Consider the following 24,308-nt stretch of genomic DNA (forward strand, 5'->3'; position numbering starts at 1 on the left):
CACTGTAAACTGCTTACTTCTTCCCTTTTGATCCCCAGTTTTTATTAGGGGCAGCTCCCATTACAAAATGCAGAATACCTCCTTGTAAAATTTGCTGATGTGTGATAAAGGTTTTATTGAAGGAAATACCGTTCAAGGTTGCCGATTGGATGTAAAAATTTTTATTGGAAACATTTTCTGCTTCGATTATAAAACTTTTTCCGCCTTGAAGATGAAGTGCTGCTTTTTCGAATATTGGGCTTCCTATCTCATATTCGCCCGAAGCTGGATTCATCGGATAAAACCCTAATGAGCTGAAAACATACCAAGCTGACATCTGGCCACAATCTTCATTCCCGCTCAATCCGTTTGGTGTTGTATTGTATTGTGTATCTAAAATATGATGTACCCAATATTGCGTTCTCCAAGGCTCATGGGCTCTATTGAACATGTAAGCAATATGATGACTTGGCTCGTTTCCATGTGCATATTGGCCAATCAATCCCGAAATATCGGCAGAAACATTGCTTCCTGTAATCTCAGAACTTTCCGTAAATAACTGCTCTAAACGTTTGGTGAAAATTTCATTACTACCGTGAAGCGAAATAAAATCTTCAACATTTTGCGGTACAAACCAGCTGTGCTGCCAAGCATTTCCTTCAGTATAATCAGTATGTTCTCTGTGGTTGGAATGTTTAGGATCGAATGGTTCATTCCAAGATTTCCCGTCTTCCGATTTTCCTCTCATAAATCCGGTTGCTGGATCAAATAGATACTGATATGCTTTAGAACGTTTTATAAAAAATTGATAATCCTCATTTTTTCCTAATGCTTTTGCCATTTGTGCCACACACCAGTCATCATAAGCATACTCAAGAGTAATAGTAACTGATTCATCCAATAAATTATAGGGAATGTAGCCAAATTGCTTGTAAAGATTCAAGCCGCGTTCATCCTGCATCATCGTGGTTTTCATAGCTTGGTATGCCTTCTCAGCATCAAAACCTTTAATGCCTTTTAGATACGCATCTGCAATTACAGGAATCGAATGATAACCTGTCATGGTATTAGTTTCGTTGGCATATAGTGTCCAGACTGGCAATATTTTTTTTGCATCATAATACGCTAACATGGAGTTTACCATATCCGAAGTTTTGTCTGGAGCCAATAATGTCAATAAAGGATTTTCGGCTCTAAAAGTATCCCAAAGTGATAAAGTGGAATACGCAGTGTAGTTTTTTGCAGTACTGATTTCGTCATTCTCTTTTCGAAACTGTCCGTTTTTATCATTGTACGTAACAGGTGCTAATTGAGCATGATACAAAGCAGTATAAAATATTGTTTTAAGAGAATCAACGGGAGTTTCGACAGTTATTTTACTCAAAGCATCGTTCCAAACAGCAGCCGATTTAGATTTTGCTGTTTCAAAATCAGAACTTTCCGAATCCAGATTATCTTTTGCATTTTCTGCACTTACAGATGATAATGCTACTTTTACGTAAAGTTCATCACTTTTTTCTGTATCAAAAAACAATTGTACCGCCGTATTTTCTCCTTCTGCTTTATTGCCTGAAACTATTTTTTTATCAGCAGTTACCGTTGATTCTGAAATTGCTTTTGAAAATTTAGCCACAAAAAACACTTTCTGGTTTTTTGCCCAGCCTGTACTATATCGATAACCGCTTACCGTGTATTTATCTTCAATTGTAATAGCAGTTTTTAAGGCTTTGTCCCAGTTAATTGCAAAACCAAGATCAATTACTACTGATTGCCTGTCACTTTCAGCGTAAGTATATTTATGAAAAGCGGTGCGCAGCGAGGCAGTTAACTCCACGTTAATTTTAGGATCTTTCAAATAAACCTGATAATAGCCAGGTTTTGATTTTTCGTTAAGATGGCTGTAAGCTGATTTATAAGGAAGTAAATCTCTGGTAGCTGCTTTTGTTGTTAGATCTACTTTTTTATTAATTGGCATAATTAGTATATCTGCCAAATCACCAATTCCAGTGCCGCTTAAATGCAAATGGCTGAACCCTGAAATAATAGAATCTGAATAATGATATCCTGAACACCAATCCCAGTTTGACACTCCGTTATCTGGACTTACCTGAAGCATCCCAAAAGGAACTGTTGCCCCTGGGTAGGTATGTCCGTGACCACCAGTACCAATAAAAGGATTTACATTATCGACAAGAAAAGCTTCATTACGGTTATTTTTTTCTAATTTTATCTTGCAACTTGTAGCAAAAATTATACATAAAACAAACAAAGTAAAATTCCTCATATAAATATTCTTAATTTAATTTTAAATTTAAATAAATTTACTTTTTATTAAAACAAATTTAGACGGACAACACATAAACTTAGATAAACATCAAAAAAAGTCACAAAACACTATATGTATCATGATTTTAAATACAGGCAAATTATATAGAATACCATTGCGCTACCATATTATATTTTGGTTAACTTATTTCATCTTTAACACCTTTCGCTGGGGAAGTTATTTCAATGATTATGTTTATTCTTTAAAAACAAATTTATTAGGCTTCCCCATTCACATGACATTATGTTATCTGAATATTTTGATACTTATGCCATATTTGGTTTATCAGAAAAAATATGCTTTGTATGTTATTTCTATTTTATCTGCCATATTTATTATGGTAATTGTAAAATTTAATATGACCTATCTTTTTATAACCCATGAAGTCTGGCCCGAAGGACCTGAAACAATAGATAAACTAACGCTCAATTATACTATTGACATGATGATGGGGGAATTATATGTAATCACCTTTGTTACAGCTATTAAGATTACTTTTGATTTATTAAAAGAACAAAAAAGAGCCACTGATCTTCAAAAAACGCAATTAGAAACTGAATTACTTTTCTTAAAATCTCAAATTTCACCGCACTTTTTTTTCAATACCCTTAACAATATTTATTCTTTATCCGTTGAAAAGTCGAATAAAACTCCAAAAATTGTTCTTAAACTTGCGGAATTAATGCGTTATATGCTGTATGAAACTAAAACGAAGAGACAAACGTTAGCAAACGAAATACTCTGCATTCAAAACTATCTGGATCTGGAGCGGATTAGAAATGACGAGCGTCTGGAGATAAACATGTCTATTTCTGGAGACATACACAACAAGAAAATTGCTCCCGTCATATTATTGACTTTTATTGAGAATGCATTCAAGCATGGAGTCAACAAAAACACCGGAAAAGTAAAAATTGATATTAGTTTCAAGGTCAAAGAAGAACATCTTTATTTTTCAATTTCAAACCCAAAACCCGAAGTTACCATGCATGCAGATAATTTTAACAAGTCAAGTGGGATAGGAATCGAAAATGTCAAAAAAAGACTTGAATTGGGGTATAATAAAAGCGATTATACGCTTTCATTTAAAAATAAAAAGGATATTTTTGCTGTGAAGCTTGTAATTAAGGTGGTATAATTCATAATAAACGCCTTTTTCCTGAATTCCCCCTCTAATAATCTACCAGGAAATTAATAATAAAAGAAATGAAAACAACTTGTGTAATTATTGACGATGAGCCATTGGCTATTAATATTATTAAAAACCATTTGGAACATATTGAAAATTTTGAAGTAATAAACACTTTTAGGAACTCAATCGAAGGATTAAATTACTTAAAAGAAAATTCAGTAGATGTAATTTTTTTAGATATAAATATGCCTGTTCTGGATGGTATTAATTTTATTAAAAGTTTAGAAAATCATCCTTTACTAGTTATTACCAGTGCCTATAGCCAATTTGCTATAGAAACTTATGAATTAGATGTGTTAGACTATTTAGTAAAACCCATCGAATTCCCTAGGCTGATGAAAACTGTAAATAAGATTAACAAAAGACTCAGCAATATCCCAAAAATTGCTTCGGAAAACAGTAAAGAAAACCCTTTTATTTTTGTTAAAATTGACAAGAAGAGAATGAAGAAAATACTGTTAAATGAAATTTTAGTTATCGAAAGCTTAAAAGACTATTTAAAAATAAACACCTTAACAGGTAAATACATCATACACAGTACCCTATCAGACTTCACCAGCTTATTACCCGAAAAAGATTTTATACGAATCCATCGATCTTACACGATAGCCATTGATAAAATTGATGCTGTGGAAGGAAACAGTATCGAAATAGAAGGCATCAGATACGTTATTGGAAGATCTTATATTGATGAAGTAAAACAAATAATCTTAAATACTTCGATATAATTTTTTATGACTGTCCGCAAATAATACCATGTATTTTTTTCGCCACTGATTACACAGATTCTCACAGATTTCATTACTTTTTTTTAAAAAAATCTGTGTAAATCTTTTTAATCTGTAGCTAATTCGATCTGTTTGGTATTTAGTTAAGGATAGTCATATAATCTTTAAAAAAATAAAGAATCATAAAATAGAAAATGCAGCCGGATCAAGACTGCATTTTCAAAGAAAAAAAAAACGTAACTAACCAAAATTATTATTAGCTAACTAACAAACTAAAAATAATATCTTTTAAATGCCTCAATTGCTGAGTAATCTGCTAATCCTAAATCATGGTATTTCTTTGCTGTTAAGCGGTTTCTGTCTTCAACACGTACCCAAAATTCTCTATTATCATCCCCTTGAAACATAACACCGTCTTTTTGAGTCTGGTGATAAAAAATGGCATGACGTTTTTTAAGTACCTGATCCGGGCTCATCGGGACGGCCATCTCAATTTGATACGATTCCCATTCGTGCCAAGCACCACGGTACAGCCAAACCCAGCAGTCATCCATATAACTATTCGATTTTAATCTCTTTAATGCTTCAAACAAACTATCCAGACAAACTTTATGAGTACCGTGGGGATCAGCCAAATCTCCTGCGGCATATATTTGATGCGGTTTTATAGTATCAATAAGAGTACACATAATATCGATATCTGCATCTGTAAGATTATTTTTCTTAACTGTTCCCGTTTCATAAAAAGGAAGGTTCAAAAAATGAACATTCGAATCAGCAAGACCTAAATATCTTGTAGCTGCAAGAGACTCGCTCCTTCTTATTAATCCTTTTAATTTTCTAACCTCTAATGCATCAATATTATTACTAGGACCGTTCTTTATCAGGTTTATAATATTTTCTGATTCTGCTGCATTTACATTTAGTGCTCTTGAAATTTCAGCAAATTTTAAAGCTTCTTCGTTAGAAACTGCAATATTACCTGATGTCTGATAAGCAACATGCACATCATGTCCCTGCTCTACAAGCCTGTCAAAAGTTCCTCCCATCGAAATAACATCATCATCCGGATGTGGACTAAAAATGATGACTCTTTTTCTTGCCGGAGCAGAACGTTCTGGTCTGTAAGTATCATCAGCATTTGGTTTTCCTCCTGGCCAGCCCGTAATAGTCTGCTGCATTTTATTAAACATTTTAATATTCAAATCATAAGCAGTCCCTTCTTCTGTCAAAAGGCTCGACATACCGTGATCGTTATAATCTTTGTCCGTTAATTTAAGAAAAGGCTTATTTGTTAACTCGCTCAGCCATACAACGGCTTTGAGTTTTAATTCCTCAGTCCATACACATAACTTAACCAGCCATGGCGTTTTTACTCTTGTCAGTTCCGAAGACGCTTCACTATCCAGGACAAAAGTTGTGTTTTTATGTTCCTGCAGATAACTTGCCGGCACTTGAGAAGTAATTTCGCCCTCTATGGTTTTTTTTATAATTGATGCCTTACTGACGCCCCAGCCAAGAAGAACAATCCTTTTAGCATTTCGAACAGTATCAATACCCATCGTGATTGCTTTTCTAGGTACATTATCGATACCTAAAAAAGAAGATGCAGCATCCATACGCGTCAAGTGGTCTAATGTAATACTGCGAGTTCCTGAATTTATGTGAGATCCTGGCTCATTAAAACCGATATGACCTGTCCTTCCGATTCCTAAAAGCTGAAAATCTAATCCGCCATAAGACTTAATCTTCATTTCATAATCAATGCAATATTGCTGCAGCTCCTCATTACTGACTTTTCCGTTTGGAATATTTACATTTTCAGGAAGTATATTTACATGATTAAAAAGATGCTCATGCATAAAATAATAATAACTCTGAATGTTAGTACTATCCATAGGATAATATTCATCTAAGTTGAAGGTTACTACATTTTTAAAACTTAAACCTTCCTCTTTATGCATTCTAACAAGTTCTTCATACACTTTTACTGGCGAAGATCCTGTTGCTAATCCCAAAACACATGGTTCATTTAACTCTTCTTTTCTCTGAATTAAATTTGCAATTTCTTGTGCCACTAATAATGAAGCTTCTTGCGATGAATCGAAAATTACATTGTGAATTTTCTCAAAACGTGTTTCTTCAAACTTTCCAGCCTCTTTAAAATTTATACCTTCTCTAATCATTTCTGGTTATTCATTTAATTTATTAAGATAAAATTATGTATCTATTATTCAAAAAAAATAAATATTCGACTAATAACCCGTGAACTTCGGCAAAAGACATTATTAGAAACTTAAAATTATTTTTTGCTTTTACCCGTTTCGTAATTAATTAATTTAACGATCCGTTTTTATTTAGCAAAGCACTTATTTTCAGAGTTATTAGTAATCCTTAATGGATAATTGTTTATTTACTCTTCAATAACATTTATTTCTCCAATGGAAACCACCTGCCCTTTTCCTACTGCTGCCAAAGCGACAAAACGCAGATATCGGGCAGTAACTTTACTAAACGTTTTCACTTGTTCTATTGGATTATTTTTAATGTTTGAAAATTCACCTTGTGATTGTTTTATCCATTTCACATTATCTGTACTGGTATAAAATTCATAATTAGATATCAAATTAAGATTATTACCCACTTGCTGAGGCACATAAGTAAAACCAGTTATTTTACGAACAGCTCCCATATCGATACTTAGCTGCTGCGGAAGCTTATTTGCGTCTCCGCCAAAACTCCAATCTGTATCTGGATTACCATCAATAATCCGGTCTGCTGTTTTTAAATCGCCGCTGGAAACCGCAATGATTTTCCATTTTTCTTTGGATACTCCATACTTTGCGGTTTTTACAGCACTGCTTATATTTTCTTTAGTGTTTCTGGCAATTGCCTTGAGTGTAAAAGCTTTATTATAGGCAAAAGCTCCTTTGTATAAAATACTTTTTTCGGATGGTACACTCCCATCAACAGTATAATAAATACTATTTCCCTCTTCAGCTTTTATAGTAACTTCACCCTTTTTATCTCTTTGTATCGTTGGAATGCGAACGAAAGTTGGTGCATTATAAGCTTGAATATTGGAAATAACTACACTTGCCTTTGCCGCTGTAATGTTAATTTTAAGTGCATCTGCAAGAACTCTTTTTGTTCTTAAAATTCTTTTATAGCCAATAGTTGTTTCATTGGCGATTGTCTCCCATTTTCCGTTAGTTTTGACCTCAACATTAAATGCTTTAACCCGTTGTCCCAGCTTTATATATTCCTGAATCAGGATGCGGTTAATTGCTGTAGGTTTTTCAAATTCAAATTCTATAGAAGCTTCTTTCACATTATCATCTGCAGCCCAATACGTATTTTTATCATTATCAATTGTATTTTTAGGACCAAATTTATTATCATTTCCTCTAACATTATCAGCACTAACTTTAGAACCTGCTAAAAGTTCTTTATTAAAATCAGTTTTTATAACAGCAACCAATTCTTTCAATCTTTCCTCATCATTTTCGTTCACCAAACCTCTCCTGTCAACAGGCAGATTAAGCAAAAGTGTCGCATTACGGCCAACTGATTCATAATAAATATCTACCAATTCATCCAAAGAACGTACTTTATCATCCTCAACAGCATGGTAAAACCAGCCGGGTCTGATTGAAACATCGGCCTCGCCTGGCACCCATTTTTCGCCGTCTTCATGTCCAGACATAAACTCGGTATAATGTACTTTTCCTGCCAATTCATCTTTTTGGCGCAAAAGTGACCAATTGGTAGTATTCGCCCGTCCTTCTTCATTTCCTATCCACCGCGCTTCTGATGGACCAACTCCCCAGACAAGTGTTTTTGGTGCAAGTCTATAAATCAGCTTATAGGTTTCGTCCCAATTATAATATTCAAGTGTATTTATTTTTCTAGTTTCGTCTGCACCGCCATAATAACCATCACCGCCATTTGCACCATCAAACCACATTTCGAAAACATCTCCATAATTGGTCAGTAACTCCGTTAACTGATTTCGGAAATAAGTAATATATTTTGGATTACCATAATCCGGATTATTTCTGTCCCAAGGCGAAAGGTACAATCCTAATTTCAGATTGTATTCCCGGCAGGCTTCGGCTAGTTCCTTTACCACATCGCCTTTACCATTCTTCCAAGGAGAATTTTTCACAGAACGTTCAGTGTAAGCAGATGGCCATAAACAAAAACCATCGTGATGTTTGGCAACTAATATAATTCCTTTCATCCCTGATTCCTTAGCTATACGCGCCCATTGGCGTGCATCCAAAGCTGTAGGATTAAACAATTCGGGAGATTCGTCGCCATAGCCCCACTCTTTATTCGTAAATGTATTTAATGAGAAATGGACAAAAGCATAGAATTCCATTTCCTGCCAATCCATTTGTTTTTGCGTGGGTACAGGATAACAAGGTGCTGGAGCTTTTGCCAATTCCTGACAATAGATTGATTGTACAACGCTAAAAAAACTCAGCAATAGAAAAATGTTTTTCATCAAGGTTCTAATTAATATTTTATTAGTTAGCTAATTAAAACAATAAATTTAAACTTAATTAACATACCCATTCATACTATTTCGACCAACAGCTATTTACGGAGGGTTTTGGAATAATTTTTCGAAAAAAAAACTTCATTTGAAACAGCTAACATCTATTTATTGAAAGCTGTCAAAAAATAGTGATAGAGTTTTAAAGAGGGATTTGTCTACTATAAAAGACATCAATAAAATCAATACTTCGAAAAGCATTTTATTTTAAGTGACACCTCGACTGACACCTCTCTATTAGGATACAATTATCTTAAACTCAAAGCATTAAAATATAAGCATAATTGACTGAATAATAAATAATTAAGACTAAAAATTTAACTTTTTTTTTAAAAAAATCTGAAGGATTAGAATTAAACGATGAGAAAGAAATGATGTGATTTAATTTTGAAATTATTGTCATTTTCCCAGTTTTTTTAATGATCCAGAGCAATCTTATTAAGTGATTAAGAAATAGCCTTATTTTTATTTCTAAGATTATTACTGATTTGAATTTCCATTTGAGCAATAATTTTGTTTCCTTCAGCTTCTGTCGATTTGAGCTTAGTTTGGCAAAAAGTGATTAAATCCGATGCTCTTTTTACCTTAATGGTAAATATATCTACAGAAATTGTTTCGTTTTCGATCTCAGAAGCAATTAGAGCCAGCTCTTTATAAGCCTCTTCATAAGTTAGTTTTATCTTTTCCATCGTAGAATGTTTTTTGTTTAACGGTTGTTTTAATAATTGTATCGGAAAGTATAATACCAATATCTCTTACATTTTTTATGTCGCGGGGATTGCTCGTTATTTTATTATTGACCTTAACAATTGCATATCCTTTTTTAAAATGTTTTCAGGAGCCATCATCTTGATAATTGAAATATAGTACCCTAAATCGCCTCTTTTGCTTTTTTGATATTGATTGCTGCATGTTTTTAAACCAATAGCAATGCAATGCTTAAGTAATAAAAACGATATTCTATTAATAAGAATTTTAGTGTTTGGATAGTTCTTGACATCATATCGTTTTAAATTTTCTTTTAACAATTCTGTGAGTATAATAAATGCACTACAAATTTTAAAATGTTATTAGAAATCAACTAATGTTTGAACTCTATCTTTTGAGCAGTATACTTTTCTCAACTGTAATTTCAATTCTATTCCAAACTCATTATTTCCTAATTAGGAAGTAGAAAGGATTTTCTTAGATGAAAATTTTATGAACGATTGAGGGATAGTGGTTATAATGAGAATTGGAAGAAAATAAACAAATGTAGGATGGTGCTATGAATCTTTTTTGTTGTATAAATGCTTCATGTTAAAGAGTTTCATAACAAAAGAACTTATGGTCAAAATCACTAAAAGCAGGTATTGTATCTTCAACTAAAATATAATAATGTTGTAGAATTCTTTTTATGAAAATTTTAAAAGAAAAATTAATACAAATTAATGTATCTAAAAAACTACTTATGAATAAATACTTTACATTATTATTACTCTTAACTGGTATTCTATGTCATGCTCAATTAATTACATTTAGCTACGATACAGCAGGGAATCAAATAATCCGTAAACTTTGTATAAGTGGATGCACAGCTAAAAAATCCGATACTAAACCCAAGGAAATAGAAGCTTTAGTTCCTGAAGATATGCAAAAATTCTTCCCTGAAGATGTTATTTCTTATTATCCTAATCCCGTAAAAGAAGAATTATATCTCAAATGGGAACTTATAAACAGCAATACCGTAACTTCAATACAGGTCTATAACCTAAACGGTCAATTAGTGAAATCATATTCCAACCTTGAAAAAGAAAATGCTGAAAATATTCCTTTTCAATCCTATCCAACAGGCATTTACGCTGTAGTATTATTTTATAGCAACAATGAACAAAAATCTATTAAAATTATAAAGCAATAATATATGAAGCATTTTTACTTTACACTTATATTATTAGTTAATAGTTTATTTATTTCTGCACAAACACCTACAGGAGGTTCAACCGAGGTTGGAATAACAGAAGGACAGTTGTCAGTCTCATTAACAGGGTCAGCCACTTATTCCATTCCAATAGCTGTACCTCCAGGAATAAACGGGGTGGTTCCTCAAGTCGGTCTGGTATATAATAGCCAGGGAGGTAACGGATTAGCCGGTTATGGCTGGAATATATCGGGCATTTCTGCTATTACGAGAATTCCCTCTACCAAATTCCATGACGGAACTATAGATGAAGTTGATTTTGATGCCTTAGACCGTTTTGCCTTTAATGGACAGCGATTAATGATTAAATCAGGAACTTATGGAGCGGATGGTACGATTTATGAAACAGAAAATTTTTCGAATGTAAAAATAACTTCATATGGTATTCATTCCAGTGGGGCTAACTATGGTCCTGCCTATTTTATAGTTGAATATCCCGACGGTTCAAAGGCATATTACGGAAATTCAACTGATTCACGTACAATAACGAATTGGTCTATTACATACTGGGAAAATCCTCAAGGCGTTAGAATAAATTATGCTTATAATAATTCAAACAATAATTTAAATATAGCTACAATTAAATACGGTACATTAGGCGCAATCAACCCAATCAACACAGTTCAATTTAATTATGTTGCAGCAAAACACCCTGAACAAACTTATATTGGAGGACTTAGTATTACTAACAATACTATTTTAGATAATATTGCTGTTACAGGAAATGGTATTGGATTTAGAAGTTATTCTATGGTGTACGGAGATACATCACTTGGTTATCAACGCTTGACGAGTATTACCGAAATATCCGGAGATGGTACTAAAAGTTATAACCCAACAGTTTTTACTTATGATACTACAGCAGATTCAATAGCAGGTGCTGCAAGTACGACAAAATTGGATTTAAGTAATATAGGCTTTTCAAATGCGGCAACTGTTTCTGGCGATTTTAATGGAGATGGCAGTATGGATTTTATTATTTATCCAACAATAGGCACAGATGCAAAAAAGAAATTCTGGGTTTATGCAGGCGTAAATTCTGGCTCTACAATTGATTTTTCATATCCCTATGCAGGTATTTTTGATGATATTTTTCCCGTTAGTTATATCAATTATCAGAATAAATTGATGCCTTTACAAGGTTTTACTGTAATACAAAATGGTACTTTTACAACCTATGCGCTTGCTGGAACTGGAATAGTACAACAAGACCAAAAAATATATACATTTCCTCGCTTTGTATTAGATTATGAGTATGAATGTGGTGGTATTCAAGCACAAGAATTCCAAATTGCAACGACTCAAAAAATAGTTGATCCGGGTCCAACTCCCATTCACTACGAGAGGGATATACCTAGAACTTTTTATAGCGGTGATTACAATGGAGATGGCTTAACAGATATCGTAGCTATTGAAAAGTCTTTTACTTATCCCTACCAAAGTGGATGTGTGACTTATACATCGACATATTCAGGAGGCAGAACATTTTTAATTAATTTAGACACAAGAGTAACAAGTAATTTTGCAAACATTGCTGGTAATTTAGCAACAGCAGACAGCAGTATAGTTAAAGTAAATGATTTTAATGGAGACGGTAAGTCGGATATTTATGTTTTTGACACAGGAAAAGTCAAAATATATGGTCTCGATGATAATCAAAGGTTTGTTTTACTATACGAAACAATCACTGCTGATGCTAATATTGCACTTGACAAACCTATTTTGATGGGAGATTATAATAGCGATGGGAAAACTGATTTTATTATTCCTAAAGGAGCTGGATACTCTGATTTATACAAATATTCTTCTACGGGTATTGGTTTTTATAATGAAACGTTATCCAATAATATCAATTATCCACCAAATAATTCTGAGTACACCTATACATTAATTCCAAGTGACTACAACAATGATGGAAAAACCGATTTAATATTAACCTCTGCCAGCCGTGGAACCAGCTATTCGGTGGGAAGCCTTAGTGTAACCTGCTATGCTAACAAAAATGGCGTATTCTCAAATGCGGCTGGAAATTATTATACCGGAACTATTTCAAACCATGCAGACATTTATCCCAATGCTCTTCCTGTATTTCTTACGTCAAATGAACCAAATCGAAAATTAGAACTTTGCTTTGTCAATAACAATACAGTTTTTAAATTTAATTCCGTAAAAGATTTTAGTAAAGAACAACTGCTAAAAACAATTAAAACTGGAAACGGAGTGACAGAATCTATTACTTATCAGCCTCTAAGTTCAAAATCTAAGGAAGGTTATTCTTCTATATATTCTGATAGTCGTTTTACTGAAAATTATCCAAATATGGATTTAACAGAATTACCAAGTATTCAGGTTGTTACTAAACTCGAGAAAACCAGCAATACAACTTTTAAAACACAATTATTTTCATATTATGGTCCGGTAACTAATGTAGAAGGGCTTGGTTTTCTCGGGTTCAGGTCACTTGGACGGACAAACTGGTTTGACATATCGTCAAATAGCATATCGAATATTTCAAAATATGATATCAGTTTGCGGGGTGCAAATACTGAAAATTATTCCGTCCTAGGGACTATGATGGCTTCTGGATCTACTTCTCCAAGTAATTTTATTACAAAATCAGTATTAAGCTATACCAGTTCACTTGGAAACAATAAAGTTTTCAATATAAAAAATACTTCATCAAAACAGTTTAATGGCCTGGATAATACCAGTTCTGAAACAACAACCGTTTATGATGCCTACAATAATCCTACACAATCCACCACAGTAGTCAAAAATGGATCTACAGTAGAACAAACAAGTATTAGCGATATTGTATACGAAAACCAAACAACTGGAACTTATTATATAGGAAGGCCTACCAATAAGACGCAAAGCGTAACTGTAACAGGTGATGTTATGACCAGTGAAGAAAAATATGTTTACACCGATCATTTACTTTCACAAATTAAGAAAAGAGGCAATGATCCAAATGATTTTATTACAGAAGATAACATATACGATGCTTTTGGAAATATCACCAAAAAAACGATAACCGTTCCCACTATAGCTCCCAATCCGGCTCCAGCACCAAGGGTAACCAATTATGAATATGACATATCTGGGCGATTTTTGACTAAAAGCACCGATATTGAAGGACTAGCAACAACATTTGCTTATAATACAAGCAGTGGAGTTTTAAATTCCGAAACTAATCCGTATGGTTTGACAACGGCATATTTATATGATTCTTGGTTCAAGAAGACAAAAACGACTGATTATTTGGGGAAGAGTAACACCTATGTATATTCCCGTACCAATAGTGTATATACACTTGTTTCTACTGCAGGAGATGACGGCAGCAGCAGTGAAGAAACTTTTGATGATCTAGGCAGAAAAATTAAGTCAGGAGCAAAAAATGTACAAGGTGTTTTTTCATATAAAACTTATTTGTATGACCTCTACGATAGGAATTATAACACAAGCGAACCCTATTTGGGGAATTCGAGCCCTAGTCAGTGGAATGAAACCAAATACGACATATATGGCAGACCCATACAAAACATTTCTTATACTGGAAAAACAGTAAATATAACATATACAGGTTTGACAACAGTAGCTGATGAAGGTACAAAATCCAAATCATCTATTAAGAATGCTATTGGCAACGTAATCTCAATAACAGATAATCCTGGAGGCACTATTACTTATACCTATTTTGCCAATGGAAATCTAAAATCTTCTACTTTCAATAATACAACTACTACAATTACACAAGACGGCTGGGGGAGAAAATTAACTCTTTCCGATCCGTCGGCAGGTTTATATCAGTACAGCTATAATGGTTTTGGCGAACTCCTAACAGAAACTGCACCAAATCCGAAAGGAGTCACTACTTACACCCTTAACGATGTTGGCAAGCTAACACAAAAAACAATAGTAGGAGATGCAGTCAATTCTAGAACAACCTATTTATATGACCCTTCATCAAAACTCCTTACTACTAGTACTTTTGAAGATTTAAATGAAGGGACAAGTACTATCGTAAATGCATATGAATATGACTCATCCAAAAGAATAATTAAGTCTACGGAAACTACACCCTTTGCTATTTTTACAAAGACGGTAACCTATGATGCATTTGGCAGAGTAGATAAGGAGACTTCTAAAGCCGAAGCAAAAATAGGTGGTAAATCAAGCTCAAAAACAATGATGAATACCTATAGCTATGGACAACTTTATATGCTTATAGATGACACTTCTCATCGCCCAAAATTACAAACCAATACAGTAAATGCAAGAGGCCAGCTGCTTAATGGCTTTATCTATAATAATGCGGGCTACATAAATGTAACAAACACCTATGACACTTATGGTTTATTAAGTCAAACCAAGCATGACAACAGCACGACAAGCACAAACATGATGACTCTTAACACTGTGTTTGATGCTCAAAAAGGAAATTTAACCAGTCGTACCAATAGTTTTTTCGGAACGAATCAAAGCTTTGAGTATGATGAGCAAGACCGCTTGACAAAATGGACTGATTCACCAGAACTCATTTTAAACAATACTTTTGACACCTCTGCTGATGGTTTTACTGCCGACTCTGGTGTTACTCCTATGCCAAATTTTTCTAATTCAGGAATGTTAGGTGTTAAAGTAACAACTGCAAATTTAGGGATTAGTAAAAAAATTGTGAGTGGAGCTTCTATTGGCGATACATTTAGAATCCAGCTTTTAATGACTTCCGGAGATAAAATTTCTGTAATTTTAAGAGAGCAAGATGCATCCGGAACAAACTTTATTGACACAGTATTATCCTTAGTATCTGGACCAATTGATCAAGATTATAAGGTTAAAACATACTCTGAGCTTGTAATCAAGATAATAAAGACTGATGCTTCAGTTTATGCTGGAACTCCAACTTTTTTAATTAATAATCTCATTGTACAAAAATATAATGTAAAGACACAACAATATGATGCTGCTGGTAAAATAACTCAAAATGAATTAGGAACTTATGCATACAATGTTGCGGGGAAACCTTATCAAAACAGTTCGATAAATCCTACTCCGGCAACGGCAACCTATTATCAAACAAAACCATTACAAACCATAACCTACAATACTTTTAAATCACCTGTCAGCATAACAGAACAGGGAGTTGACATCATAAACTTTACTTATAATGACACCAACGAACGCAGTACAATGTTTTATGGTGGTTTAGGACCTAAAGAATCCAGACGTTATCGCAAATACTATTCTTCAGATGGAACAATGGAGATAAAACAGGATCTGTTCAATAATAATGCGGTAGAAATTATAACTTATATTGGAGGAGATGGCTACACTGCACCAATGATTGTAAAAAGTGATGGAACTACACAAAATTATTTATATTTACATAGAGATTATCAAGGTTCAATAGCAGCGATTAGCAATGATGGCGGCGCAATTGTAGAAAAACGTCTTTTTGATCCTTGGGGAGCTATTATAAAAATACAAGACGGCACAGGGAATGCGCTATCTGGGTTAACAGTTCTGGATCGTGGATATACGGGGCATGAACATTTGCAGAGTGTGGGATTAATCAACATGAACGCAAGGCTTTACGATCCTAAACTGCATCGTTTTTTACAGCCGGATAATTTTGTACAAGAGCCTTTTAATACACAGAACTATAACAGGTATGGGTATTGTATTAACAACCCTCTCAAGTATACAGACAAGAATGGAGAGTTCTTTTTAGGAACAATAATAACTGCCATTACTAACGGAGTACAAAATGTAATCAAGCACGGAGTAAATACGGATCAATATAATTGGAAAGAATTAAACAACGCTTGGAAAATAGACATAGGTCAGTTTAAAGGTAACTTTGGTCAAATGGTAAATCGATTTACTTGGGGGTCTGTAAATAACGACATAGGCAATTTACTTGCTCACGGATACAACCTTGCCGGACAAGTAGAAGGTGTTACCTATTTGGCAGGAGCAACTGCCATAGAAACCAAACGAAGCAGTACCGAAGCTTTTACTATTGGTTCCTACATAAATGGCCCAAAAGGTTTTAAAGCCGATTGGCACGACCACCTTTTTGTACACGAATATGGGCATACCATACAACAATCTTACTTTGGTCCGCTATATATGCCCATAGTTGCTACTTCAAGTTTGGCAAGTACATTTGGTATTGGAGGCGATGACCACAAAACACGATGGTTTGAAGTACAAGCCAGTCATATGGGTGCAAAATATTTTGATAAACGGTATGGTAGTGGTGTTGATGGATATACTAAAGGTTCTGCTGATTATTTTGATTATGAGTCGTTTTCAAATGGAGGTCTTTCGCCTTATGCCAATCCTAGAAATACTTATTACCCTAATTTATCTCCTAAATATCAATTTCCTCATCCAACTTCAGGAGGGCGATTTAGCTGGTGGGATGTTGGTGTCCCACTTTTAACTCCATTAGCCTTAAGTTTAATTCCTCATCTGTAAATAGTAAAATATGAAAACTCTAAAATTTCTTTTATTAGTCATCTCTCTGATTACATTAAATTGTTGTATTACCATGGAGAAAGATGAACAACCAGATAGCTATTTTGTATTAACTAATTCTTCGAATGAAGATATATTTATTCATTCTAAAATTTCAAATAATACAGTTGGGCTTGATTACTTCCCTGCTTCACCAACTGATATTGTTTCGGTAGGGAAAAAATATAATCAGCCGATATCCAATATTTCTTTTAAAGATGGGAATAAACTTTGGATATTAGTTTACAAGCAATCCACGTTAGACTCGCATACTTGGCAAGAGATCAAAGACCAAGGTTTGTATGACAAGCGGTATGATTTCACGTTAGAGCAGTTAAAGGCGATTAATTACGAGATTGTTTATACTGGGAATTAGCTTAAAATAGTAGAATTTAAACAAAAAACCTCCCACTTTTAACTCCATTAGCCTTAAGTTTAATTCCTCATCTGTAAATAGTAAAATATGAAAACTCTAAAATTTCTTTTATTAGTCATCTCTCTGATTACATTAAATTGTTGTATCACCATGGAGAAAGATGAACAACCAGATAGCTATTTTATATTAACTAATTCTTCGAATGAAGATATTTTTATTCATTCTAAAATTTCAAATAATACAGTTGGGGTTGATTACTTCCCTGCTTCACCAACTGATGTTATTTCGGTAGGAAAAAAATATAATCAGCCGATATCCAATATTTCTTTTAAAGATGGGAATAAACTTTGGATTTTAGTTTATAAACAATCCATATTAGACACTCATACTTGGTAGGAAATCAAAGACCAAGGTTTGTATGACAAGCGGTATGATTTCACATTAGAACAGTTAAAAGCTATTAATTACGAGATTGTTTATACTGGGAATTAGCTAGAAATAAACAGGGTAAGCCACAGAACTATAATAGGTATGGGTATTGTATAAACACCCCACTCAAGTACACAGACAAGAATGGAGAGTTTTTCTCTTTCATCGTAGGTTTATTTGAAACAGTAGCCAATGTTGTTACTCACGGAGTAAACGTAAACAACTATGACTGGGATAAAACTAGAAATGCTTGGCGAATTGACTCAGGTTGGTTTCAAGGAAACATAGGGCAAATTGCAAGTAGGTTTACTTTTGAACAACCGCAAGCCATTTTTAGGTTATCTATATGGTCAAGTAGCGAATGTTGCAGGAAAAGTAGATAATGTTCAATATTATGGAGGAGCAACGGTTATAAAAACTTTTGGAAACCGTGTACCTTGGAACTCTGGTGTTAACGGTGTTACATTAGGTAGTTTTATAATGGGAATAATAAAATAGAAGCTGACCCAAGCAACTCCTTATTTCAACACGAATATGGGCATTATTTGCAAAGCCAAGAAGTTGGGTGGAATTACATCTATGATTACGCAATTCCAAGCGCAATAAATGCTAATAATGTTCCTGATAATAAGGACGGTCACTATCAACACGAGGCTTTCTGGGCTGAGCAAGATGCTAACATACGAGGAAGAGATTATTTTAAAAATTATGGATGGGATTATATAAATCATCCTATTTTTGACAGTGGTTTTAATAATCCGTTTGACTTGAATTACAAAAAATATAGATAGTTCTTGATGAAAATTAGTATTTCTCCTAGCACTTCGTGTTTAAAAATTAAACAATAAATAATTATGAAAAATACATTAAAAAAAATCATCTTTCTAGCAATAGGCCTAAGTCTAATTGCTTGTTCTAGCGAAAGAAATGTTCCCTTTTATTTTAACTTTAAAAACAACACCGGGAAGTTAATATACTGGGGAATGTCTTACTCCTACCCAGATACAAGCCTAAAAAACATAGAAAATGTGCCGAGTAAAAATACAGCTTATAAAATTTATCCAGGAAAAACAGAAGCTTTTTCAACGAGTATACTCAGTTTTAACGCAACTGCCCAGATTTTTATCTTTGATTCCGATGTTATAGAGAAAACCCCTTGGGATAGCATAGTAAAATATAATATAGTATTGAAACGCTATCAATTTACGCAAAGTGAGTTAGAAAAAATGAATTGGGAGATAATTTATGATGCTAATTAGCCTGAAATAAACTGGAGAACCCGACCGTTCGGATATGTAGCCAACGATAGGCAGTACATATCCGAACGATAGGGTTCTAATGTAAAATTAGAAAATGAATAGGTGTTTTTGCAACCATATTAAAAATAACAAATTTAAAAATTTAAAATACAATAGTTGAAAATAAAATTACTCTTTATATGCTTTTTTTTCACACTAGTTTCTTTTGCACAGCAAGAAGCTAGTGTATGGTATTTTGGAGAAAATGCAGGAATTAAATTCCAAACAGATGATTCTGTTATTCCGCTTTTTGATGGGCAATTGAATACATTAGAAGGCTGTGCTGCATTGTCGGACAGTAATGGCGATTTAATGTTTTACACAGACGGTGTAACCGTTTACAATAAAAATCATCAAATTATGCTAAACGGCACGGGTTTAAAGGGGCATAATTCCAGTTCGCAATCGGCTACAATCATTCAAAAGCCAGGGTCTTCTAATTTATTTTATATATTTACAACAACAGTAAATGCTTTAATCGATGGGGTAGAATACAGCGAAGTTGATATAAACCTAGATGGTGGATTAGGAGCTGTAACTACTAATAAAAATGTCCCGCTTTACACTCCTATATGTGAAAAACTTTCGATAGTAAAACATGCAAATGGAATTGATTATTGGGTTATAACTCATGGCTGGAATAACAATTCGTTTTATTCTCACTTAGTGTCCTCATCAGGTGTAAGTATAGCTCCCGTAATTTCAAATTCAGGTACTGTAGTTAATAATTCATCAACGGATAATGTAATGGGATATATGAAAGTATCCCCAAATGGAAAAAAAATAGTAGCTTGTCATCAATTTTTAAGCCTTACACAACTGTTTGATTTTGATGCTTCAACTGGAATTGTATCAAACCCAGTCAATATAAATAATGGAAACCAACCTTATGGGGCTGAATTTTCACCAAACAGTGAAGTGCTGTATGTAACTCTTCGAATAACCCGTGAAGTTTATCAATATGATTTGAATGCAGCAAATATAGCTTTAAGCCAAAATTTGATTGTTCAGTCTCCATATTTCTTAGGAGCTTTACAACTGGGATCTAACAACCTGAACTCGATTAATAATTTTGGTTGAAAATTTTGTAGAAAAAGGTAAAATTTAGTATATTTAAATTTCTGACAATTAAATATTTAACTAAACTCTACCTTATGATTTGTTTTGATAAAATTACAGATATTTTTTCTATTGTTGATGAATTTTGCAAAGATTTTGATAAAACCACACAGTCTTTTCTGCTAGGAAAACCTTCCAAACGTCCTTCGATTATGTCAAAATCAGAAGTAATTACAATTTATTTACTTTTTCATTTGAGTGGTTTTCGCTGTTTCAAGCATTATTACATTTTTTATGTCCAAAAGCATATGCAAAATGAATTTCCTAATACAGTTTCTTATAATCGCTTTTTAGAACTAATGCAAAGTGTTCTTTTGCCAATGACAATTTTTGCCAAAACCTGTTGCTTAGGCAATTGCACAGGCATTTCGTTTGTAGACTCAACACCAATTAGAGTTTGTAAAAACAAACGAATCAGTAGAAACAAAGTTTTTAAAGGTATTGCCACTACAGGGAAATCTACAATGGGCTGGTTTCATGGGTTTAAACTCCACATCATCATTAATGACAAAGGAGAATTGTTAAGTTTTGCTGTAACTCAAGCCAACGTAGATGATAGAGAGCCACTGAAAAATGAGGGCTTTTTGAATGCTATTTTCGGAAAACTATTTGGTGATAAAGGATATATAAGCGAGAAACTCTCTCAATTATTATTTGTTGATGGAATCCAATTAATTACAAGTATTCGAAATAATATGAAAAATAGTTTGATGGAAATGAGTGATAAAATTTTACTCCGTAAACGTTCAATAATAGAAACGGTTAACGATGAACTTAAAAATATTTGCCAAGTTGAACATTCTAGACATCGTTCATTTACCAACTTTTTGTCAAATCTTATCGCTGGAATAATTGCTTATAATTTTCTGCCTAAAAAACCTTCTTTGAAATACGAAACGATTAAAACTAACCAATTGGCTGTATTTTATTAATCGAGTTCAGGTTAACAATAAAATTTATATAGCAAATTATAAAACCTCTAGCCTTGGAGTAATTAATAATCCGAATGTTCTAGGATTAGGTTGTGATGTACAAACAAGTGCCGTAGATTTGGGAGGAAAAAGGTCGCTGCTAGGTTTGCCTGCTTTTTCTCAATCCTACTTCAACCCTTCTTTTTCAATCAAAAATGTATGTCTGGGTGCCGCTACCGAATTTACATTAAGTGGATCCCAAACCATAAACACTGCCAATTGGAATTTCGGTGATGGGACTACATCAACAGATCTAAATCCAACCCATATCTATTCCGTGGCTGGTACATATAACGTTTCTGTCACAGCAACTAATACAACTGGAACTAGTACCAAAACTAAGAACGTAATTATCTATCAAATGCCAAGTTCAACAAAACCACAAGATATATTGGTTTGCGATGACAATAATGATGGTTTGCATCTTTTTGATTTAACCACACAAAATACCGCTATTTTAAACGGACAAGACCCTAATTTATACTCGGTAAATTATTTTGCTAATAATACAGCCATTCCTTCGCCAACTTCTTATATTAATACAGCTGCGTATCACCAAGAAACCATAACAGCCGAAGTTTCCAACAAAGCAAATGGTGAATGCAAAAGCAACACCACATTTAACATTGATGTTTTTGATACACCAAAACCGAATACAATTATTTCCAGTCTGACGAGTTGCGACAATATCAGTTTCGGGACGGATCATGACGGTAAAGTCATCTTTGATTTGACTCAAAAAGGCACTAGTATTCTAAATGGTCAATCTGCTGGCCAATTTTTGATTTCATATTACAAAGATGCTGGGTTGACACAACCCATATTGAATCCAACAGCTTATCAAAATACCATTCCAATAGAAACTATTCATATAAAAGTGGCTAACAAAGATAATCCGAATTGTACAGCGACTACTTCATTCAAAATTGAGGTATTTGCCTTACCCATGGTAACTTCAGTTGAGGATTTAAAACAATGTGACGATGATATTGATGGATTTAGTGTTTTTAATCTGGAAGAAGCCATCAATAAAATAACGGCTAATGCAGCAACTGAAACAATTGCTTTTTTTGAAACGGCTTTAGATGCCCAAAACAACACCAACCCTATTCTAAATCAAACAAACTATACCAATCAAACCGTCAGCATTGACAAGGTTTTTGCAAGAGTAACCAATAGCAACGGCTGTTTCAGAGTGGCGCAACTGAATCTTATTGTTTCTACCACTCAAATTCCGTTGACTTTTAAGAGAGATTTTATACAGTGTGACGATATTGATTTTGGCACGAATACTGATGGTATTACTTCTTTTGATTTTAGCAGCGTTGCGAATCAAATCCAGAGCATATTTCCTGTTGGACAGCAATTAAATATTACCTATTATCAAAATGTAGCCGATGCTTTAGCTGAAAAAAATGCAATTGCTGATATTTCGAATTACAGAAATACAAGCTCTCCAAAAACACAAAATATCTATATCCGTGTTGATAGCAAACTAAATAATGATTGTTTGGGATTAGGAAGCCATATTACACTTACTGTAGAACCTATTCCTATTGTACAATCTATGAAACAAAATCACTGTGATGACAATCAGGATGGGCTGTATGCTTTTGACACTTCGACTATTCAAGCCAAGCTATTGAATGGATTGACCAATGTAACGGTTTCTTATTTTGACCAAAATAATAATCCATTGCCGAGTCCATTACCAAATCCGTTTTTAACAGGTTCACAGACGCTAAAAGCAGCTGTAAAAAACAATACTCCAGCAGCTTGTTCATTTGAGACTACTTTACAGTTTATTGTGGATGATTTGCCCGAAGCTTTCCCAATTGCTCCATCATTAACAACTGTTTGCGATGATGAAGCTGATCCTGTTTTGCAGGACGGAAAGTATGCTTTTGACACTTCCAGTTTTCAAACTTCAATTTTGAAAGGGCAAACTGGAATGATCGTAAACTATTTTGACGGGAATAATAATTCACTTTCCAGTCCGTTGCCGAATCCTTTTATAACTGGCACACAAAATGTAAAAGTAGAAGTTGTAAACCCCTTAAATCCTTCTTGTATAGCAACTGCAATTATTCCGTTTGTGGTTAACCCAGTGCCAAAAATTCAATTAACAGGAGATGAATTAGTATGCAGTGACTTACCAACTTTTACCAAAATTATCAATGCTGGATTATTGAACGAAATCCAAAAAGGCAATTTTAGTTATAATTGGGCATTAGACGAAAACCCAATTGCTGATCAAACCAATTATGATTTAACTGTCAATAAAAAAGGAATCTACACGGTAAAAACAACCAATAGTCAAGGCTGTTCTGCAACAAGAATCATCACTGTAAATGCATCAGATAAAGCAACAGTGCAAGTCAATATTGTTGATTTATCTTCGGAAAACAGCATAACTGTTTTGGCAGCCGGTGCTGGTAATTATATCTATTCTTTGGATAATGAATTTACAGACTATCAAAGCAGTAATATTTTTGCCAATGTTTCTGCAGGCATTCATATAGTGTATGTAAAAGACGTAAATGGTTGTGGAATTGTCCCTAAAGAAGTTGCCATTTTAGGGATTCCAAATTATTTCACACCTAATCAAGATGGATATAATGATACTTGGAATCTAAAAGGAGTTAATACTGTTTTCAATGCAAGAACAACAGTGCGGATTTTTGATCGTTACGGAAAATTGATAAAAGAAATCAATCCCATGGGAGAAGGCTGGGACGGAACTTATATAGGCCAGCAAATGCCAGCTACTGATTATTGGTACACGATTCAACTGGAAGACGGCAGAAGTTTCAAAGGCCATTTTGCTTTGAAGAGATAGCTATC

16 protein-coding genes are annotated in these 24,308 nt (G+C 33.8%); 12 read left to right on the forward strand and 4 right to left on the reverse strand.

Annotated elements, in window-relative coordinates; translation table 11 throughout:
• Positions 1 to 13: 13 nt before the first annotated feature.
• A complete protein-coding gene (locus OZP07_RS13730; protein WP_281635543.1) occupies positions 14 to 2,263 on the reverse strand; it encodes a GH92 family glycosyl hydrolase in 2,250 nt (749 codons plus the stop codon).
• Between the two features lie 121 nt (positions 2,264 to 2,384).
• Between OZP07_RS13730 and OZP07_RS13735 the strand changes: the two genes are divergently transcribed.
• Complete coding sequence (locus OZP07_RS13735; RefSeq protein ID WP_281635544.1) at positions 2,385 to 3,443, forward strand: sensor histidine kinase; 1,059 nt, start codon at positions 2,385 to 2,387, stop codon at positions 3,441 to 3,443.
• Positions 3,444 to 3,511: 68 nt separating this feature from the next.
• Entirely contained in the window at positions 3,512 to 4,225 is a 714-nt protein-coding gene (locus OZP07_RS13740; protein ID WP_194642625.1) for a LytR/AlgR family response regulator transcription factor, read from the forward strand.
• Positions 4,226 to 4,497: 272 nt separating this feature from the next.
• On the opposite strand, the gene nagB is transcribed toward OZP07_RS13740, so the two are convergent.
• The 3 genes from nagB to xseB form a co-directional block, all read right to left on the reverse strand.
• Positions 4,498 to 6,411, reverse strand: a complete 1,914-nt coding sequence (gene nagB, locus OZP07_RS13745; protein WP_194642626.1) for a glucosamine-6-phosphate deaminase — start codon at positions 6,409 to 6,411, stop codon at positions 4,498 to 4,500.
• Positions 6,412 to 6,638: 227 nt separating this feature from the next.
• A complete protein-coding gene (locus OZP07_RS13750) occupies positions 6,639 to 8,735 on the reverse strand; it encodes an alpha-L-fucosidase (RefSeq protein WP_281635545.1) in 2,097 nt (698 codons plus the stop codon).
• Between the two features lie 497 nt (positions 8,736 to 9,232).
• A complete protein-coding gene (xseB, locus tag OZP07_RS13755; protein WP_281635546.1) occupies positions 9,233 to 9,475 on the reverse strand; it encodes an exodeoxyribonuclease VII small subunit in 243 nt (80 codons plus the stop codon).
• 707 nt (positions 9,476 to 10,182) lie between these two features.
• On the opposite strand from xseB, the gene OZP07_RS13760 reads away from it, so the two are divergent.
• The 10 genes from OZP07_RS13760 to OZP07_RS13805 all read left to right on the forward strand — a co-directional run bounded on the left by OZP07_RS13760 (position 10,183) and on the right by OZP07_RS13805 (position 24,303).
• Entirely contained in the window at positions 10,183 to 10,686 is a 504-nt protein-coding gene (locus OZP07_RS13760; protein WP_281635547.1) for a T9SS type A sorting domain-containing protein, read from the forward strand.
• A gap of 3 nt (positions 10,687 to 10,689) precedes the next feature.
• The gene (locus OZP07_RS13765; RefSeq protein WP_281635548.1) at positions 10,690 to 17,232 is read left to right on the forward strand and encodes an RHS repeat domain-containing protein; all 6,543 of its coding nucleotides are present in this window, start codon (positions 10,690 to 10,692) and stop codon (positions 17,230 to 17,232) included.
• Positions 17,233 to 17,305: 73 nt separating this feature from the next.
• Positions 17,306 to 17,647, forward strand: a complete 342-nt coding sequence (locus tag OZP07_RS13770) for a hypothetical protein (protein ID WP_281635549.1) — start codon at positions 17,306 to 17,308, stop codon at positions 17,645 to 17,647.
• A 150-nt stretch (positions 17,648 to 17,797) separates the two neighbouring features.
• The gene (locus OZP07_RS13775) at positions 17,798 to 18,043 is read left to right on the forward strand and encodes a hypothetical protein (RefSeq protein ID WP_194642630.1); all 246 of its coding nucleotides are present in this window, start codon (positions 17,798 to 17,800) and stop codon (positions 18,041 to 18,043) included.
• Positions 18,044 to 18,370: 327 nt separating this feature from the next.
• A complete protein-coding gene (locus OZP07_RS13780) occupies positions 18,371 to 18,574 on the forward strand; it encodes a hypothetical protein (RefSeq protein ID WP_194642632.1) in 204 nt (67 codons plus the stop codon).
• Positions 18,575 to 18,621: 47 nt separating this feature from the next.
• Complete coding sequence (locus tag OZP07_RS13785; protein ID WP_194642633.1) at positions 18,622 to 18,867, forward strand: hypothetical protein; 246 nt, start codon at positions 18,622 to 18,624, stop codon at positions 18,865 to 18,867.
• 63 nt (positions 18,868 to 18,930) lie between these two features.
• Positions 18,931 to 19,335, forward strand: a complete 405-nt coding sequence (locus OZP07_RS13790) for a hypothetical protein (RefSeq protein ID WP_194642634.1) — start codon at positions 18,931 to 18,933, stop codon at positions 19,333 to 19,335.
• A gap of 156 nt (positions 19,336 to 19,491) precedes the next feature.
• Positions 19,492 to 20,454, forward strand: coding sequence for a hypothetical protein (locus OZP07_RS13795; protein WP_281635550.1), 963 nt, complete (start codon positions 19,492 to 19,494; stop codon positions 20,452 to 20,454).
• 74 nt (positions 20,455 to 20,528) lie between these two features.
• Positions 20,529 to 21,425, forward strand: a complete 897-nt coding sequence (locus OZP07_RS13800; protein WP_281635207.1) for an IS982 family transposase — start codon at positions 20,529 to 20,531, stop codon at positions 21,423 to 21,425.
• 118 nt (positions 21,426 to 21,543) lie between these two features.
• Positions 21,544 to 24,303: a T9SS type B sorting domain-containing protein gene (locus OZP07_RS13805; RefSeq protein WP_281635551.1), complete on the forward strand. Its 2,760-nt coding sequence runs from the start codon at positions 21,544 to 21,546 to the stop codon at positions 24,301 to 24,303.
• Positions 24,304 to 24,308: the final 5 nt, after the last annotated feature.

The sequence above is a fragment of the Flavobacterium marginilacus genome (genome assembly GCF_026870155.1).
Taxonomy (GTDB): domain Bacteria; phylum Bacteroidota; class Bacteroidia; order Flavobacteriales; family Flavobacteriaceae; genus Flavobacterium; species Flavobacterium marginilacus.

Bases quoted from the DNA above. Each gene is read 5' to 3' on its own strand.
- OZP07_RS13730 (WP_281635543.1), bottom strand. From the start codon at position 2,263: ATGAGGAATTTTACTTTGTTTGTTTTATGTATAATTTTTGCTACAAGT.
- OZP07_RS13735 (WP_281635544.1), top strand. From the start codon at position 2,385: ATGATTTTAAATACAGGCAAATTATATAGAATACCATTGCGCTACCAT.
- OZP07_RS13740 (WP_194642625.1), top strand. From the start codon at position 3,512: ATGAAAACAACTTGTGTAATTATTGACGATGAGCCATTGGCTATTAAT.
- nagB (WP_194642626.1), bottom strand. From the start codon at position 6,411: ATGATTAGAGAAGGTATAAATTTTAAAGAGGCTGGAAAGTTTGAAGAA.
- OZP07_RS13750 (WP_281635545.1), bottom strand. From the start codon at position 8,735: ATGAAAAACATTTTTCTATTGCTGAGTTTTTTTAGCGTTGTACAATCA.
- xseB (WP_281635546.1), bottom strand. From the start codon at position 9,475: ATGGAAAAGATAAAACTAACTTATGAAGAGGCTTATAAAGAGCTGGCT.
- OZP07_RS13760 (WP_281635547.1), top strand. From the start codon at position 10,183: ATGAAAATTTTAAAAGAAAAATTAATACAAATTAATGTATCTAAAAAA.
- OZP07_RS13765 (WP_281635548.1), top strand. From the start codon at position 10,690: ATGAAGCATTTTTACTTTACACTTATATTATTAGTTAATAGTTTATTT.
- OZP07_RS13770 (WP_281635549.1), top strand. From the start codon at position 17,306: ATGGAGAAAGATGAACAACCAGATAGCTATTTTGTATTAACTAATTCT.
- OZP07_RS13775 (WP_194642630.1), top strand. From the start codon at position 17,798: ATGGAGAAAGATGAACAACCAGATAGCTATTTTATATTAACTAATTCT.
- OZP07_RS13790 (WP_194642634.1), top strand. From the start codon at position 18,931: ATGAAAAATACATTAAAAAAAATCATCTTTCTAGCAATAGGCCTAAGT.
- OZP07_RS13800 (WP_281635207.1), top strand. From the start codon at position 20,529: ATGATTTGTTTTGATAAAATTACAGATATTTTTTCTATTGTTGATGAA.